The organism is Streptomyces sp. NPDC006872, assembly GCF_040635845.1.
Lineage (GTDB): Bacteria > Actinomycetota > Actinomycetes > Streptomycetales > Streptomycetaceae > Streptomyces.
This window is the reverse complement of record NZ_JBEYIL010000033.1, coordinates 1-15,118: the sequence shown is the minus strand read 5'-3', so window position 1 is coordinate 15,118 and position 15,118 is coordinate 1. Positions and strand designations below refer to the sequence as shown.

At 68.1% G+C, this 15,118-nt stretch carries 18 protein-coding genes and 4 pseudogenes; 6 read left to right on the top strand and 16 right to left on the bottom strand.

All coding sequences use genetic code 11. From position 1 onward, the window contains the following. Positions 1-386: 386 nt before the first annotated feature. Entirely contained in the window at positions 387-1,067 is a 681-nt protein-coding gene (locus ABZ725_RS49880; protein ID WP_358809012.1) for an NAD(P)H oxidoreductase, read from the bottom strand. 104 nt (positions 1,068-1,171) lie between these two features. Here ABZ725_RS49880 and ABZ725_RS49875 point away from each other — a divergent pair, with 104 nt between their 5' ends. Together ABZ725_RS49875 and ABZ725_RS49870 are read left to right on the top strand one after the other, a co-directional pair. Next, positions 1,172-2,110, top strand: a complete 939-nt coding sequence (locus ABZ725_RS49875; RefSeq protein ID WP_358809011.1) for an AraC family transcriptional regulator — start codon at positions 1,172-1,174, stop codon at positions 2,108-2,110. Between the two features lie 219 nt (positions 2,111-2,329). Then, positions 2,330-2,746, top strand: a complete 417-nt coding sequence (locus tag ABZ725_RS49870; RefSeq protein ID WP_358809010.1) for a hypothetical protein — start codon at positions 2,330-2,332, stop codon at positions 2,744-2,746. Between the two features lie 249 nt (positions 2,747-2,995). Here ABZ725_RS49870 and ABZ725_RS49865 read toward each other — a convergent pair whose 3' ends face one another. Then, positions 2,996-3,547: a hypothetical protein gene (locus tag ABZ725_RS49865; RefSeq protein ID WP_358809009.1), complete on the bottom strand. Its 552-nt coding sequence runs from the start codon at positions 3,545-3,547 to the stop codon at positions 2,996-2,998. 152 nt (positions 3,548-3,699) lie between these two features. After that, on the bottom strand, positions 3,700-3,987 hold the full coding sequence (locus ABZ725_RS49860; protein ID WP_358809008.1) for a hypothetical protein: 288 nt from the start codon (positions 3,985-3,987) through the stop codon (positions 3,700-3,702). Between the two features lie 97 nt (positions 3,988-4,084). On the opposite strand from ABZ725_RS49860, the pseudogene ABZ725_RS49855 reads away from it, so the two are divergent. Further along, positions 4,085-4,505, top strand: a pseudogene (locus tag ABZ725_RS49855) (helix-turn-helix domain-containing protein); the annotation flags it as partial. A gap of 438 nt (positions 4,506-4,943) precedes the next feature. Here the strand turns inward: ABZ725_RS49855 and ABZ725_RS49850 are convergent. From ABZ725_RS49850 to ABZ725_RS49840, 3 genes and pseudogenes are all read right to left on the bottom strand, one after another. Further along, positions 4,944-5,525, bottom strand: a complete 582-nt coding sequence (locus ABZ725_RS49850; protein ID WP_358809007.1) for an RICIN domain-containing protein — start codon at positions 5,523-5,525, stop codon at positions 4,944-4,946. 283 nt (positions 5,526-5,808) lie between these two features. Further along, positions 5,809-6,093: a Tn3 family transposase gene (locus ABZ725_RS49845; RefSeq protein ID WP_358809006.1), complete on the bottom strand. Its 285-nt coding sequence runs from the start codon at positions 6,091-6,093 to the stop codon at positions 5,809-5,811. A 187-nt stretch (positions 6,094-6,280) separates the two neighbouring features. Continuing rightward, positions 6,281-7,001 (bottom strand): annotated as a pseudogene (locus ABZ725_RS49840) (IS630 family transposase); the annotation flags it as partial. A 260-nt stretch (positions 7,002-7,261) separates the two neighbouring features. Here ABZ725_RS49840 and ABZ725_RS49835 point away from each other — a divergent pair. Next, positions 7,262-8,305, top strand: coding sequence for an alpha/beta fold hydrolase (locus ABZ725_RS49835; RefSeq protein WP_358809053.1), 1,044 nt, complete (start codon positions 7,262-7,264; stop codon positions 8,303-8,305). A gap of 426 nt (positions 8,306-8,731) precedes the next feature. Next, on the top strand, positions 8,732-9,061 hold the full coding sequence (locus ABZ725_RS49830) for a hypothetical protein (protein ID WP_358809005.1): 330 nt from the start codon (positions 8,732-8,734) through the stop codon (positions 9,059-9,061). A gap of 39 nt (positions 9,062-9,100) precedes the next feature. On the opposite strand, the gene ABZ725_RS49825 is transcribed toward ABZ725_RS49830, so the two are convergent. Then, positions 9,101-9,979 carry a hypothetical protein gene (locus ABZ725_RS49825; RefSeq protein ID WP_358809004.1) on the bottom strand — a complete coding sequence of 293 codons (879 nt, stop codon included), beginning with the start codon at positions 9,977-9,979 and terminating at the stop codon, positions 9,101-9,103. 289 nt (positions 9,980-10,268) lie between these two features. On the opposite strand from ABZ725_RS49825, the pseudogene cutA reads away from it, so the two are divergent. Next, a pseudogene (gene cutA / locus ABZ725_RS49820) lies at positions 10,269-10,409 on the top strand (divalent cation tolerance protein CutA); the annotation flags it as partial. Between the two features lie 48 nt (positions 10,410-10,457). On the opposite strand, the pseudogene ABZ725_RS49815 reads toward cutA, so the two are convergent. The 9 genes and pseudogenes from ABZ725_RS49815 to ABZ725_RS49775 all read right to left on the bottom strand — a co-directional run. Continuing rightward, positions 10,458-10,742 (bottom strand): annotated as a pseudogene (locus ABZ725_RS49815) (transcriptional regulator); the annotation flags it as partial. 212 nt (positions 10,743-10,954) lie between these two features. Beyond that, the gene (gene ykgO / locus ABZ725_RS49810) at positions 10,955-11,077 is read right to left on the bottom strand and encodes a type B 50S ribosomal protein L36 (RefSeq protein ID WP_358809003.1); all 123 of its coding nucleotides are present in this window, start codon (positions 11,075-11,077) and stop codon (positions 10,955-10,957) included. 36 nt (positions 11,078-11,113) lie between these two features. Next, positions 11,114-11,374 carry a type B 50S ribosomal protein L31 gene (locus ABZ725_RS49805; RefSeq protein ID WP_358809002.1) on the bottom strand — a complete coding sequence of 87 codons (261 nt, stop codon included), beginning with the start codon at positions 11,372-11,374 and terminating at the stop codon, positions 11,114-11,116. Positions 11,375-11,419: 45 nt separating this feature from the next. Next, positions 11,420-11,584, bottom strand: coding sequence for a 50S ribosomal protein L33 (gene rpmG / locus ABZ725_RS49800; protein WP_351921082.1), 165 nt, complete (start codon positions 11,582-11,584; stop codon positions 11,420-11,422). Positions 11,585-12,597: 1,013 nt separating this feature from the next. Next, positions 12,598-13,092 (bottom strand): lamin tail domain-containing protein, encoded by a 495-nt coding sequence (locus tag ABZ725_RS49795; RefSeq protein WP_358809001.1) that lies wholly within the window; start codon positions 13,090-13,092, stop codon positions 12,598-12,600. Positions 13,093-13,146: 54 nt separating this feature from the next. Further along, positions 13,147-13,518: a hypothetical protein gene (locus tag ABZ725_RS49790; protein WP_358809000.1), complete on the bottom strand. Its 372-nt coding sequence runs from the start codon at positions 13,516-13,518 to the stop codon at positions 13,147-13,149. Between the two features lie 171 nt (positions 13,519-13,689). Next, positions 13,690-13,974, bottom strand: a complete 285-nt coding sequence (locus ABZ725_RS49785) for a hypothetical protein (protein ID WP_358808999.1) — start codon at positions 13,972-13,974, stop codon at positions 13,690-13,692. A gap of 114 nt (positions 13,975-14,088) precedes the next feature. Continuing rightward, entirely contained in the window at positions 14,089-14,304 is a 216-nt protein-coding gene (locus tag ABZ725_RS49780) for a transposase family protein (RefSeq protein ID WP_358808998.1), read from the bottom strand. Then, positions 14,301-14,927 carry a transposase family protein gene (locus ABZ725_RS49775; protein ID WP_358808997.1) on the bottom strand — a complete coding sequence of 209 codons (627 nt, stop codon included), beginning with the start codon at positions 14,925-14,927 and terminating at the stop codon, positions 14,301-14,303. Before ABZ725_RS49775 ends, ABZ725_RS49780 begins: the two co-directional genes overlap by 4 nt. Positions 14,928-15,118 lie beyond the last annotated feature (191 nt).

Here is a 15,118-nt window from a genome sequence, read left to right as displayed (position 1 = left end):
CAACCTACATCCGTGGCGGCGGACGCCAACCGATTCGAACGTGAAGTTGCCCGAAAGCGCTCTCCCCGGCCGCACGCACGTGGTCGGCGCGCCCGCCGTACACGCCCGCCGTCCGAGCTGGGTGCTGGACGCGGATATCGAGGGGTGCTCCGACCGCATCGACCAGGCGGCCCTGATGGAGGGCAGATCAAAGATGCCGTGGATGACGGGAGTTCGCATGGTCCGGCCTCGGCCCTTGGGCCTGCAGGCGTGGGTGCATCCGGTCCCCGGCCAGTGCCTCGGCGTCGGCCGTAGCGGCTGGTGTTGCAGACCGTGGTGTTCGCGGAAGCGTTGCAGGACAGGCATCACCCGGGCACCAGCCTGCAACGCCACCGCCACCGTGACCCTCAGGCCGCCACCGGTTCCGCCGCAAGGAACCCTTCCACGGCCTCCCTCGCGCGGCGGTCGAACTCGCTGTACTGTGCCTCGCGCTCGGCTCCCACGACCGCGTCGCCGACCAGCAGATTGCCCTCGGCGTCGAGGCGCTGAGGGCGCTCCTCGGCGTCGGGGAGCAGGGCGACGGAGGAGTGGGAGAACCCGCAGTAGTAGGCGATGCCCTCGCTCAAGTTGGTCTCCAGCACAGCCTGCATTCCCTCCATGATGGGGTCGTCGGAGGTGGCACCGGCCAGGCCCAGCCACAGCATGCGCTTGCCCGCCAGGCGAGGCTTGCTGCGACCGTAGGCGAATCCGTAGTTCCACACGCGATCGATCCAGCCCTTGAGGAGGGCGGGCATGCTCTGCCAGTACACGGGGAACACAGCGACGACGACATCGGCGTCGAGAATGCGCTGCATATGGGCCCGGGCTTCGTCCGAGTACGGCTTCTCCCGGTTGCCCCAGTCAGGCTGGTCCGCCACGTTCATCCGCGGGTCGAATCCTTCGGCGTGCAGGTCGAGCAGGTCGACGACGTATCCGGCGGTCTCGAGTTGCGCAACGGTACGGCGGGCGGTGTGCGCGGTGAGGGAATCGGTGCGGTGGTGTGCGATGACCACAAGGGCGGTTCTGGCTGTGCTGTGGAGGTGCGACATGGTCTCTCCTGGCTGGTCTCGGTCGGTTCTGCCAGTCCAGTACACCCATGATCGATTGGATGATCCATGGGAGAAGCGCTCTGCTGCATAGGAGTTCGTCTACGATGACGCCCGTGGATCCTTTGAGTTCTCTGCTCAGTGGCATCCGGGCCGAGGGCTCGGTCGTCAGTCACGCCGTGCTGGAAGCGCCCTGGACCATCCGCTTCGCCGACGGCGCCCCGCTCACCATGGTGAGCGTGCTGCGTGGCGGCGGCACACTGCTGCTGCCCGACGGCACCGAACAAGCGGTCGGCGTCGGCGACACGGCCATCGTGCGCGGCCCCGACCCGTTTCACCTCGCGGATCGGCCAACCTCCTGCAACCGCCCACACGTCGAGTACGAAATTGCCTGCTTCGCAGAGGATGCCGCATGCACCGCCCAGGACCTCGGCGGCATCCGCTGGGGCAACGATCCGGACGGAGCGACCGCACTGATCGTGGGCGCATACCGCGCATCGGGCCATCGCCATCAACGACTGCTGCGCGCCCTGCCACCCGTACTGGTGATCAACGAGGACACCGAGGTTTGCACCTGGCTGGAGACAGCCGCCGCCGACGCCGCCCTGCGCTCGGCCGGCTCGCAGGCGCTGATGGACCGACTCCTGGACTGGGCCCTGGTATGCACGCTGCGCACCTGGTTCGAGCAGGCAGGCCCGGACGCCCCCGACTGGTATCGCGGCCTGGCCGAACCGATCCTCGCCCCCGCCCTCCAGGCCTTCCACGCCCGGCCCTCCCATACGTGGACGGTAGCGGCGCTCGCCGCCGAATCCGGCGTCTCCCGGGCGCTGTTTGCCAAACGCTTCACCGAGGTGATGGGCCGCCCGCCGCTGACCTACCTCACCGAATGCCGCATGGACGAGGCCGAGGCGCTCTTGTCCGACACCGACTTCGCCATCGCGCAGATCGCCAAGTCTGTCGGCTACGCTGATGCCTTCGGCTTCAGCGCCGCCTTCAAACGCCATCGGGGCTTGAGCCCCAGCGTCTTCCGCGCCGCGGCGTCCTGACCTACCACACCCCGGATAGCGGATGCCGTCATCCTTCTCTTGGCGTGGCTGCCTCGAACAGAATGCCGTCATGACGATGTTCTCGACTTGCGCCGAGCAGGTGGCCGCTGCAGTCGAAACCCAGTGCCGCGAGGGGTTCGCCCTGGTCGCGCTCGATGGCATGGGAGGCTCCGGCAAGTCGACCCTGACGGCCCCGCCCTTGCTGAGTTGCGCGGCGCCATGGTCGTGCACGGTGTCGACTTCTACCGCCCCATGGACGCGGAGGAGCGCGCCCGACTGGATCCTGCGCAGGGCTACCACCGTTACTTCGACTGGCAGCGGCTGCGTGAGGAGGTGCTCCTCCCGCTCGCAGCCGGCCGCGATGCCGCCTACCGGCGCTACGACTGGGGGACCGGGACCCTGGCTCCGGACGGGATCCACACCGTCTCTCGCTCCGGCATAGTCGTCGTCGAGGATCTGCATTCCGCCCGGCCCGAACTCGCTGATCACTACGACCTGCTCGTCTACGTCGACACTCCGCGCGAGGAATCCCTACGCCGGCTCCGCGAGCGCGGCCACGACCATGGCCCGAACGACTGGAAGTCCGGCCTCGGTACTGGTGGGCTCGCCTATTCAACTGTCGTCAGTTCGTCGTGATGTCCAGCCGGATGGTGACCGTAGGTGATCGCCGACTGTATTCCGGCTCCAGGTTTCTCACTCTGGGCGGCGAGCTTGGCCGTGGTGACCTGGTGGTGGCTGAGGGCGTTGTGGCGGCAAGTTCGTTAACGGCACCCCGACTCGCCCGCGGCGCACAGCGGCGCGGGGAACGGCTGTACTGCTGGATCTGTGTCCGATCGACCCTGGGGTCGATGACGACGATCTCCTGCTGAGCGGACGCCTCGCCGGTCACGGCTGCCAGCGGGGAGCCTCGTCGTCCGGGGTGTCGGGGCTGGCGAAGTGGAAGGGGACCGACAGGTGGTCGGCCAGGGCCCTCCCCGCCCGCTCGGCGGCCGCGGCCGACGGGTGCCACCGGCTGGCCGCCTCGTCCTCGCCCAGGTACCGCTTGGCCCCGGACGAGTAGACGGTGGCCAGCGCACGTTCGCCCTCGGGGTCCACGGTGAGCGCCAGCAGGCGCACGAACCAGTCGTGGACGGTATCGCCGTCCCAGATTGCCTCGATCGCCACGACGCGACCCGGGCAACCAGCGGCCCGGCGGGCCAAGGACTCCAGGTCGAGAGGACTGTCCGGGGTGCGGGCGATCCGATCCCGGTAGTGGCGATAGCGGTCGGAGACGATGTCTTGGGCGTCGTTCAGCCCGATCCCATCGTTGCGGCCGATCTCCCAAAGGGTCCGTATCGCCTGGAGGAGGGAGTCCTGGAGGACGTACCCATCGACCTCGTCACGGAGTCCGGCCGGCAGGCCCTCCCACCACGCGGTCGCAGCCGCCTCGTCGATCACTGTCCACCCCGAATCCTGTGTGCCGCACGGCCCGGCACCACACTATCTGGGGTCTACTGGTGGGCTCGCGTATTCCAGCGTGGCCGGTTCTGGCGCTTGGGAGACGGAGCAGTGACTGTACGCGTTCGCCGGGAGGCAGGGATTGCGTGCTGTCAGGGCCGCAGGAGCCTGACAGCAAGGAAGCACGGAGCCTGGTGGAGCTTGTTGTAGGCCGTTTCGTCGAGTTCTCGCAGGCCGGGCGCCGGGCGAGGCTCGATGAGTCTTTCAAACATGAACCCGGCGGCCAGCAGCTCGTTCAGGAACGTTTCCAGCGGCATGCGCTGGTAGTGGACTGCCAACGGCCCCCCGACGAGCGGGAGGTCGACCCAGTCCTCGGCGGACTGCTGGACCAGGTGAAAACCGCCTTCGGCCGTCTCGTGATCGCCTTGGTGGCGGTCCACGCGCTGCCCGGGTACGAGGTCCGCACCCTCCTCACCGAGGACCTCGACCTGTCCCGCGGGACGCTTCAGGTCCGCCGCGGGCTACTGCGGCACACGGGTGGACCCGGAGGTGGCCTGGGCCTGGCGCCGGCTCGTCGTGAGCCGTGGCCTGGCCCGGGTCGACGGACTCGCGGCCGAGGTCGGGTGGAGCCGCAAGCGACTGTGGTCCCGGTTCCGGTCGCAGCTCGGCCTGCCGCCCAAGAGCGCCGTGAAGCTGGTCCGCTTACCATGCCGCCCACCGCCTGGTCGCCGGTGAAGGCGCCGCCCAAGTCGCGGCCGACACCGGCTACGCCGACCAGTCCCACCTGCATCGGGACGTCAAGGCGTTCACCGGGGCAACCCCCGCGACCGTGGCCGACGAGCCGTTTCTCGCCGTTGACGACATCGCATGGCCCAGCCGCGGAACAACCTCCATGCATCGCGTCTCCAGAGAGCTGCGGCTCGGTCGCGCGCCGGAGGTGAGACGGCTACCGCTGTGAGCGTCGCCGGCCGCCGGGCTCCTGCAGCGGTGCGTTGTGAAGCTCACCTTCACCGGCGGCACCTGGTGGAGCCGTAAGATCACCCGTGTTTGCGGCTGGTGACACGGAGCAGTGATCACGAGCAGCGTTGCTCGGCCCGGCGGTGGTGACCGGGGCGGCAGCGGTTGTGGCGGCAGTGATCTCACGCCGAGGACACCGCGGCGCATGATGCGGCATCGCTAGCGCTATTGAGCCAGCCGCAGCATTCGGCTTTGAGGGCGGCAATCTCACGCGACAGGGCGGGGTGCGGGTAGGGGCGTCCGATGGCGGCGATAGGGTCGTTCGTGGTGAGGGCGAACTCGTGGGCTGGAACGTCAATGGCATCGCGGCGGACTCCCCCTCAGAAAAGCCATCAGGGAGGGCCGCATGATGCGTCCCTCCCCCCGGAGTCAGGCCTACTCAGTAGCCCGACTTCCACTTCTGGTACCCGCCCCAGTTCGCCTCGTGTATGTAGACGTCCCCGTTGTAGTTGCTGTCCAGGACGCCAACCCCCCATGCGAGGTTATCCAGCATGACCTGGTCCCAGCTCGAACCCTGGCCGTACCAATATTGGTTGTCGCCATAGCCGTCGTTTATCCCCATGCAGGGGGCGATGCTGACGTCGTTCCTCTGGTCCAGGCAGAGTCCGGTGCCGTTCAGCCTGATCTGCACAATGTCGTATGAAATGTGGGTCGCGTAGACAATGGCCCACGTCTGGAGGACGTTTCCACTCTGGCAGGGTTCGGTGGTGACGCTGGCGGTGACCCTGTTGGCCATCAGACAACGGCCGGTCTCCCAGTTGCGCAAGAGGTCCACTCTGATCACGTCACCTGCGTTCAACGCGGACGCGGAACCAGCATTCAGGAACACGAACCCCATGGACGCGGCCAGAGCGAGCACCATCGTCCACACGCGGTGAGCGATACGCCCCGCAGTGCGGGACTGCGTCGGTGTCTGAGTCCCCTCGGTCTGACCCGCGTCTAATTTCTCTGTGTACGTCATGTCAACTTCCTCTGCTTGAACGGGATTTGCAGTGCCGCGTTCGGCCCGCACTGAGGCCGAAGCTACAAGACATCGCTAGTCCGATCGTTGCTCCCGTGTTGTCACGGCCGCCCATCAGACGGTCCTGCCGCCCGTCGTCCTGCGATCGATTGGCGACGCCCCACCAGGGCGTCTCAACGAGACCGTGCTTCGAGCGCCTAAGGAGGTCGAATGCATCTGGCTACCGTTGAGGATGTGGCTGCCCGTCTTGGGCTGCCGATCTCTCCGGATGAATCCCCACGCGCTACCGCCTTCTTTGAGGACGCCATGTAGGCGGCGGTGCGGACGATGGGGATGCGGTGGCGTGCCCGTACTTCAGCGAGCCCGCCAGACGCAGCAGGTCGTCCCAGTGGTCGGCGACCAGGTCCAGATTTGCCTTCTTGGTCAGCAGCGGCCCGGCGGTCGGGAAGCGTTCCCCGTAGTCGGCCTTCGCGCCCATCCGGTACAGGGTGATCTTGCCCAGGTCGCGGATGTGGGGCGAGAGCTGCTTGCCGACCAGGTCGAAGAGCCCGAAGTCGACCAGGGTCATTATGTGGACAATTCAAGTTGATCATCCTTCCGTGTGTCTTCGGAGTGCTGAAGGGTTGGTCGCATTCGGCCAGTCCGCCTCAGCTGGCCGGTGCCGCTCGGGCGGGCGGCTGGGCCCCGGGGTGCGCATTTGAGGGTGATCACCCGCGTTGTGCAGACCCAGGAGGGCCCGTGACATCCTGTGGCAGGCCGAAGTGCGCCTCGATCGGGTTGGCCCAGGAGGCGTAGGTCGGTGTGAAGCACAGCTCGACCTTGTTCTTCTCCGCCCAGCGGCGGATGTCCGCACCAGTGTGGGCGGAGAGGTTGTCCAGAATGATGTAGATCGGGGCGCCGTCGGGCCGGACGGCTCGGATCGACTTCGGCGCGGCCAAACTGTTGGCGATGCCTTTGCGGCGGCGGTTGACGCCCCACAGGGCGTCATCGCCAACGGAGTAACAGCCGTGGAGGTAGGTGACGCCGTGAGTGCGGCGGTAGGTCGCCGGCAGGCGCTCGGGCTTGCTCTGCTTCGCCGGGCAGGAACCTGGGGTCGGCCGGATCCCCAACGGCCCGAACTCGTCGAAAGCGAAGACCCGGTCCGGAAAGCGGTCCAGCACCTGCTCGATCCGATCAAGAGTGGCCGCGCGCTCGGGGTCGGGTGATTCCTTCCAGGTCTTGGTGCGCTGGAAGGTGACGCCGCGGCGCAGGAGCAGACACCGTAAAGTCTCGCGGCTGATGCGGATGACGCGTCCGTGCACGCGGCGCAGGTAAGTGGCGAGTTTGCGGATCGACCAGCGGGTGAAGGGCTGACCGAGTTTGGTGGGGCGCGTGACGGCCGTCTGGATGACGAAGTCCTCGTCGTCATCGCTGAAGGCGGGGACGGCCTCCCGCCCATCGAGGGTCCAGGCAGGCCAGGCCGATCTCGTTGAACCGGCGGGGTGGCGCTGTCGCTGTCGCCGTTGGAGGACGACGAGCAGGAGCAGGCCGCCGCCGGCACGGAGAAAGTGCACGTCACACGACTGGCCCCCTGCTGTGGCGCGGACGGTCCCGCGCATCGAGCGTGGTCTGGGCGGGGCAACGACGCCTCGGCCGAGCTCATAGAACGGATCCTCATGCCCGTCACCGTGAAAGACCACCGGGTACCCCACAAGTCCACCGTCCCCGCGAATAGAGGCGAGGACGTCGAACTCTTCGTGCGGGAGCGCGACGGCACGCCCCCCGGCCACCTCGACGAGCGCACGGCAGTCCTGATGCTCCACGGCCGGAGCGTTCCGGTGCTCGCGGGCTTTGATCTCGATTTCAAGTCGTACAGCTGGGCCGATGCGCTGGCGAAGGCCGGTTACGACGTCTTCATGATGGACCTCCAGGGCTCGGGGCTGTCGCCGCGGCCGAAGATGGACGACCCTCGCAACGTCAACCCCGCCCAGCAGAACCTTCTGAAGCCGAGACCTCCAGGTTTCACGCCGGGCCTGCCGAACTATCCGTTCCAGCTGACCAACTCGAACAGCGACCGGGACGAGCTGAACACCGTCGTGGAGTGGATCATCCGCGAGCGCGGGGTGAAGAAGGTGGCCTTCATCGGTTGGTCCGCGGCCGCGTTCACGATGGGGCCGTACGCGGTCAAGAACCCGGGCAAGGTGTCCAGCCTGTTCCTGCTGGCGCCGATCTTCCCGCCCGAGGGCACGTCGAACGCCCCCGACCCGCTGCCGCTGCCCGGCTTCCCGACGTTCCTGAGCACGAAAGACGGAACCTGGAACGGGTGGGGCAACGAGGCGCACTGCGAGGGCCAGCGCGAAGAAGAAATGCGCGACAAGGTGTGGAACGCGATCATGAAAAGCGATCCGGTGGGCAGCACGTGGGGGCCGGAAGGTGAAGGGCGCAATCGCATCAGAAACTTCGTCCGGTGGGGCTGGAACAAGACCACCGCGGCGCAGGGCGGCGTCCTCGGCGGCAGCGTGCCGGTCCTCATCGCGTACGGGGAGCACGACAGGCAGGTGAACACGTCGAGCGAAGATCCGGAATTCAACTTCTCGGTCCCCGCGCTTTACAACGCCATCGCCGGCGACCGCAAGCTGATGGTCAAGCTGGACTGCGCCGGGCATTCGGTGGTGTGGGAGATGCAGCACAAGAACGTGCACAACCTCTCGAAGCACTGGCTCAAGCACCAGAAGGTCGACGGCAAGACCCAGGGCATCTTCGACATGAACACCAACGGCGACATCAGCCCGGCTCCGTAGAACAGCCGAGCCCTCGACCGCGAACCGTGGGGGTCCAGGGTCCGAACGTCGGCCTTGCGCCGTCGTCAGGGCCGCCACAGGCACCGGCGAGATGGAGTCCGCTGTCTGCGCGCCCTCGCCCGAACGGCGGGCCACGGCATCGTCCGCGGCGGTGCCGGCGCCCTGGGCGCGAGCGTGACCGGGTGGATCATCTGGTGGATCCAGCGACGAACGCCTGCGCAACCTGCGGGAACAGAACCCACGCGTCGCACACATCCAGGGCAGGATCGCCGAAGCGCTGGCCCGAACCGGAACCGACAGAGACCTCACCCGGCTGCGCAACGACCTGGCCCTGGCCCAAGAACACGCCGACACCTGGAACAACTGGCTGACGAGGACGACGTCACCGCCGAGACCGAACGCCGTCTCGCCGACATCGCCGTAGGCATGACCGCCTGGGCAAAGTGCCTCAACCGGGGAGCCCTGCAGATCATCGTCTGCGACCACGCGAACCCGGCTGAACCCTGGTACCAGGACGCCGTGATCGGCAACTGGCGCCCTGACAGCGATGGCAACCGCAACGCCCTCATCCCCCTGACTGGCTTGCATAACGGCACCGCCGGGTACGGCTGGGCCAGCCGTACCCGGCTGCCTCTTGGTGGCGGACCGCATCCGAGTACGCCCCGCCCGCGCCCGCGGGATCAGGTCGACCAGGCCCTCGGCACGGAGGTTGGCCAACCTGCGCCTTGCCCGCTCGATCCGGGCCAGGCGCGGTGATTTTAAGGCATCTGTTCGGTGGTTGGCACTGAGGGATCGTCATAGGCCGAGGCGTCGCAGTGCGAGTGCGACGTGGCCGCGCAGGGAGCGGTCCCATCCCGGTAGGACACCGGCGACCTCATCGTCGTCGGCGTGGACCAGGACGGTCAGCGCCTCGTCCGGCAGGGCTGTTGTCTGTCGGCGGGCCAGTGCGACTGTGGCGGTCACCCGCACTGCCTCGTCCGTGGATGCCAAACCTGCTGTGAGCGCCACGAGTTCGCCGGAGCTGGGAGGGCCGGGGAGAAACGCCAGGGCGAGATTCGCCGACGCACGGGCGGGGCCTGTGTCGAACCGCACGCCGGCCAGCGCGGCCGCGAGTCCGGGGACCTCGGGGAACCAGGCCAGCAGCGCCGCCGCACGGGTCGCCACGGCAGGGTCGGGATCCCGCAGCCAGGTCAGGAACGAAGGCGCACGGCGCTCGGCCGCGCGGTAGGCGTCGGCCGCCCAGCGCACGGCCACGGCATCGGCGACGTCGGCGACGGAATCGAGGTCCGGGTTATCGTCCTCGAACAGCACGCTGAGCACCGCGGCCTCGTCCGACGGGCCGACCCGTTCGGCGTCGGCGAAGGCACGCGCGGGGTCGAAGGGCAGGACATCGTCGCGCAGGTCGCCGAGGGCGACAGCATGCAGTAGGTGCACAACTGTCGCCCGATCGGGCGTCGTGGGCGTGTCCGCGAGCAGCACCAGGGGAGCCACCACGTGAGCGCTCGCCGGCCACCGGGTGCCCTGGTGGTAGACATTCCCGCTCAGGGCCGACACGGCCGCACCGCGAACCACGGGATCGGCGCTGGACAACGCGGCCAGCTGGCCGGGGACGTCCTCCGCAGAGCCGTATGCGTGGTGGAGGCAGGCCCAGTCGGGCGAGGAGGAACTGCTCACAGGCCCGGACCCTACGCCTCTCGGTGGACTGACCACGACGCCCGCGCCTACGGCTGTCGGCGGCTTGGAGCTTCATCACCTGCTGAATGAGCACCGGCTACTAAAAAGCCGTTGCGCGACCTCGTTGACGAGGGGGCCTTCACCGTGGTGTGGAAGCGACGCGCCACTCTGGACGACGGGCTGCCGTCTGGCTAATCCAGGTCGGTGGGTGAGCCCCGCTCACCCTCATTGGTAGCGACCGACTGTCGGCGTGCGCTGTACGGCTGGGTAGGGTCGCGGTACCCGAGCTACGACGGACCGTCTTCCGGCACTGGAAGCGTGGCTGCACGAGAAGCAGCCGTATGACGTCCCCCAGTGGATCACGCTGCCTGTGACCGGTGGGTCGGAGGCGTACTTGTCTTGGGTGGTCGAGGAGGCTCACTCGCAGTAGGGCACACCACCCGGCACCTCACCCACCGAGCCTGCGCGCCGCGATGGCTCACGACGCGAACGCCGGCAAGTGGCCGGCCCGATCGCGCTCCGTGTCGGGGAGCCGGGCAGCGATGCTCTGCGCACTCTGACGTCCCATGGTGTTCGGCTTTGACTCCGCTGCTGCGGCGAATTGGCGCGCGACGTAGACCCCACGGTCTACGTCGCCTCCGCGCAGAAGCGCCGACGCCAGATCCCCGAGGACCACCACTCCAGAGTCAGGCAGTTCCGCACCGAGGCGCTTGACCGCGGAGTCGGCTGTGACCGTCAGTTCTTGGCGCTTGAGTTCGCCATGATGCGGTTCCTCCGCCGTGCTGGGCTTCGGGGCACTCGATTGGTCTGGACCGCCGACGCCGCGGGGCGTCGGCGGAAGATCCCCGGCCTCACTTGCCGTCCATGTCGGGGCTGGTGCCGGCACACGGAGGGTGACCGGAGAGGCCGGTCAACGGCGCGGTCGGCCTGGCCCGCGTGTTGCGGGGCCAGGCCGACCGGCTCAACGGGGCGCTGTCAGGCCTGGCGGGCCTTGAAGCGCGGGTTCTTCTTGTTGACGACGAAGACCACGCCCCGGCGGCGGACCACCTGGGCCCCCGGTTTGGACTTCAGTGAGCGCAGGGACTTGCGTACCTTCATGGCTCTGCTTCTTCCTGTTCGGATGCCGGCCCGCGGTCAGTGCCGGGCCGGGGTCACGTGGCGGTAGCGGCGCTCGAAGCGCTCCACCCGGCCGGCCGGGTCCACGACCCGCGAGGCCCCGGTGTAGAACGGATGACTCGCCGACGAGATCTCGACATCGATCAGCGGGTAGGTGTTGCCGTCCTCCCACTCGATCGTCTCAGCCGAGGTCGCTGTGGAGCGGGCAAGGAACAGGGCGTTTGCGGCGCGATCGCGAAAGGCGACCTGCCGGGAGTCGGGATGAATGCGCGGCCTCATGGGGTTTCCTTCCTCATGGCCGTCCGCCCAGGGCGGAGGCGTGGTTCAGCGCTCCTCGCGGAAGGGGACGTGCTTCCCGGCGAGCGGGTCGTACTTGCGCAGGACGAGCCGGTCGGGGTCGTTGCTGCGGTTCTTGCGCGTCACGTAGGTGACGCCGGTCCCGGCCGTCGACTTCAGGGTCACGACGGGACGCACGGTGTTGCGTGCCATGCGGCCTTCCTTTCGCCTACACCACCGATATTGACCGGTGCATGTCAGATTCGTGTTATGGAACAACCGCTCCCGCCGTCCCATTCCCGGCCCGGCACGCAGCGCCCACTGCCGCAGACCATCCGGATGGATGTTCGCGGCAGGTCGGCAAGGTCACCGATGCGCTGCGCATCTGCCTGGCACCCACAGGGCATCAGCGCCGACCGCGCTCGTCGACGACGACCTGCGCTTCGGGCACGGTCCGGCCACGCCGCGTCCGAAGGCGGGGGCGAACCGTGGCTGCGTGAGCTCCCGGCCGGCGGGGCGTCGGCGCCGAGTCGTGGGAGAACTACGCGCGGGCGGTCACCGAGTGGATGGAGTTCCTGGCCGAGCACGGAGTGAGGCTGTTCGACTCGCGGGAGCGGTTGAAGGCGGGCTGAGCCGGTACACCGAGCATCGGGCGGCGGAGCCGACGGGCGGGCCTCCGCCTCGGCGAGACTCGGCCCGTTGACAGGCGGGGCGTTCGGCGGCGGCCTGGACGGCATCGCGGCCGCGGTGGCGTGTCGGCCGGCCGAGCCCTGGACCTCGCGATTCGGTCGGGACCACGGATGCCCTGGCTTCCCTGCACAGGTATATGACACGTCGAAGGCGGGCATCCAGAGCTCGCCGTCACTGAACGCGACAATCGGATGACCGCCTGTCCACTCCGGCTGCGAGTTGTCCACAGACACCGGTCAATTCCGTCCCCCGCGGCGAACGAGGAGACCGCCGGCATGAAGAGGCCGGGCCGCTGGGCGCGCGCGACGATCACGGCGCGGGCGGCAGATTGAGCGCGTGGTGTGCTCCGAGGAGCAGGACGCGGCGGCCGACGAACCTCGGAGGCTGCATCCTCTCGTTGCCGAATGCCTTGACGCGGGCTCGGGGCAGTGGTCATCACCGGGGGAGCGGCCCGGAAACCCTCTCCTCCTGCCCAGCCCTGCAGGAGGAGACGGTCACGGTGTCCTGGTTGGGCCGATGCGGGCGTGGGCGGGCTGTCAGCCGGGGTAGTTGATGTAGCCGTTGCCGTCGGCGTCGTTGGCGCGCTTGATGTAGGAGTGGACGTCCGCCTTGGCGCCGGTGGGTTTGAGCAGGTTGATGGTGTCCTTGTCGTTGTTCCAGATGAAGTTGCAGTTCTGGCGGTAGACGACGTTGCCGGCGTCGGAGTCGGGGCCCTTGCCGCCGCGCAGTTTCACGTAGTCGCCGGGTTCGAGCTTGTGGCTGGCGGCGAAGGTGAACTTGTTGCCCGTGGCGTCCTTGACGACGTAGCCCTTGAGATCGACGGTCGCGGTGCGGGAGTAGTTCTTGATCGTCAGGTACTCGTCTTTGGTGTTGCCGCCGGAGCACCGGTTGGAGTCGCTGCCGGGGGCGTCGTACTGGACGCCCTTGATCTTCAGCGCGGACGAGGAGTCGGTGGCCTGGGCCGGTCCGGCGGCGATCACGGCGATCGTGCCCGCGGCGGCAACTGCGGTCAGGGTGTGGCGCATGCGCATGAGGAATCCCCCCTCAGCGGTGCGAATGGAGCGCCAGGAGCATACCGAACGTGATCAGCAGGTGTTCTTGTCGTGTGCAGATCGTGAAGCGGGTCGACGTGCAACCTTCGGGGAAGCCCTGGCGTCCGCAGATCCGGATGATCCGGATGATCCGGATGATCCGGTGTCCGGCTGGTGGCGGGCCGCTGACGCCAGCGACTGCTCCACCTGCCTGCGGCATCCCGCTTTCGTCCGGCCGGTGAACGACTTCGCGTCGTACACGACCAGTTCGCCGTCGTCGGTGTACTCGAACAGATCCCGGCCGCCGTCCCCGCCCGTCCCGTCGACCGGCTGTGCCCGCTCCCGCAGGCGCATCACCAGCAGCGTTACCAGGGACTCCGACAGCCTGGGGCTCTCGGCCAGCTTCTCCCACGGAACTCTCACCACACGCCCACGCTACGAACCCTCTCTGACATCACGGGCCTGCCCACTACGCCGACTCCTCGTCCCGGCCCCGCCCACCGTGATCATCATCGGCCGGGTCCTTGTCTGCCTTGGACGGGTCGGACGCGCGGGGGTTCCCGGAATCCTGAGCGTTGGCAAGCCGGAACCTTCATGTCAGCTGATGGCTGTGGTGGTCCTTCGCGCGGGTTCGCCGTGGTTGACGGGATCTGGCTTCTCGATCATTCGCCGGGCCGCATCCAACTGGCTGGCCCGCAGGCTGCGGCGCGCGTCTTCCTGCCGTCCTGCCAGAACGGGGTCCACGCCGTGGGCGGCGACCTGGTCGTGAATCAGCTGCCCGCTGCCCGCTGCCCGCTGCCCGCTGCCGGGTGTTCCGGCGTCGACGATGATCGGTTGCCTGCCCAGCAGCAGATGGGCATTGACGGCGTGCCGACCGAACACGGGAATGGCAATGAGAACTGTGCATCGTGATGTTGCTGGTCACGGGTCTGGTGTGCGCGGGGTTCGGGATGCTCGTGCTGGTCGTGGGTGGATGACTTCGGTGAGGATCGTCGATCACCGGGACACTTCGCGGTTCGTGAGGACGAGCAGGGACCTGACCAGGGCGGTCGCCCACGTCGGGTTAGTGCGGACCTTGCCGAGCACGGGCCAGTTCTTGAGGTGGGCGAAGCCGTGCTCCACCGGTGCCCGGACCGCTGCCAGTGCGGTGTTCGACAGCTTCTGTCCTCGTGTCAGGGGCCGGTTCCGGGCGGCCTTGTAGCCGGTGATCACTGCGGGGCCGGTGTCGGGCCGCTGTCGTCGAGCCCGACGAAGCCCAGGTCGGCGATCGCCCCGAGACCGGCCGCCCGCAGCCTGGCGGTGAGCTGGTCGTGTCGGCAGGCGGTGATCTCCGAGGTCCGTCCGGGCCGGGCCGCCGAGACCCAGAGCAGTCGGCCGCGGTCGTCGGTGAGCGCGATCACGAGCAGGCCATGGCATTTGCTCTTGCCGGAGTAGTTCTTCGGGTTCTCTTTGCCGGTGCGCCGGCGGGTGCGGATCAGCGTGCCGTCCAGCAGCACCATCCCGCCACCCTTGCGGGCGATCTTTTTGAGGGCGCGGTCCAGGCGCGGGGCGCGGGCGGCCAGCAGGCCGACGACTTCCCTGACCCACCGGGTCACAGTGGTGCGGTGTATCCCGTTGCCACCGGCCAGATCACCCGGCCGCTGGTCACAGCGCAGTACGGCCAGCACGAGGGCGGCGATCCGGCCCGGAGGCAGGGCCCGCCACCGTGACCTGATCTTCTTCAGGTGGCCGCGGATCAGGCCGGCGAGCCAGTTCAGGGTGGCACTCGACAGCGGCAGGCGGGCAGTGCAGACAAGGCCGTCAGGGACCTCGACGGGATGGTTGTTTTTCTTCACACCAAACTCAACTGCCGCTGGGGGCCAGCCAGTTACGCCACGTCGGCGCCCGCCTCCCTACGCCTGGGAGCGTGCGGCGAATTTGCCCTCAGGACGCTTGTGCAGCCAGCCGCGGTCGGCGAGCTTGGTCATCTTCGCCCGCAACGGTTCCAGCTTCCCGCGCACCGTCACCTCAAGGCCCAGCTCCTCGC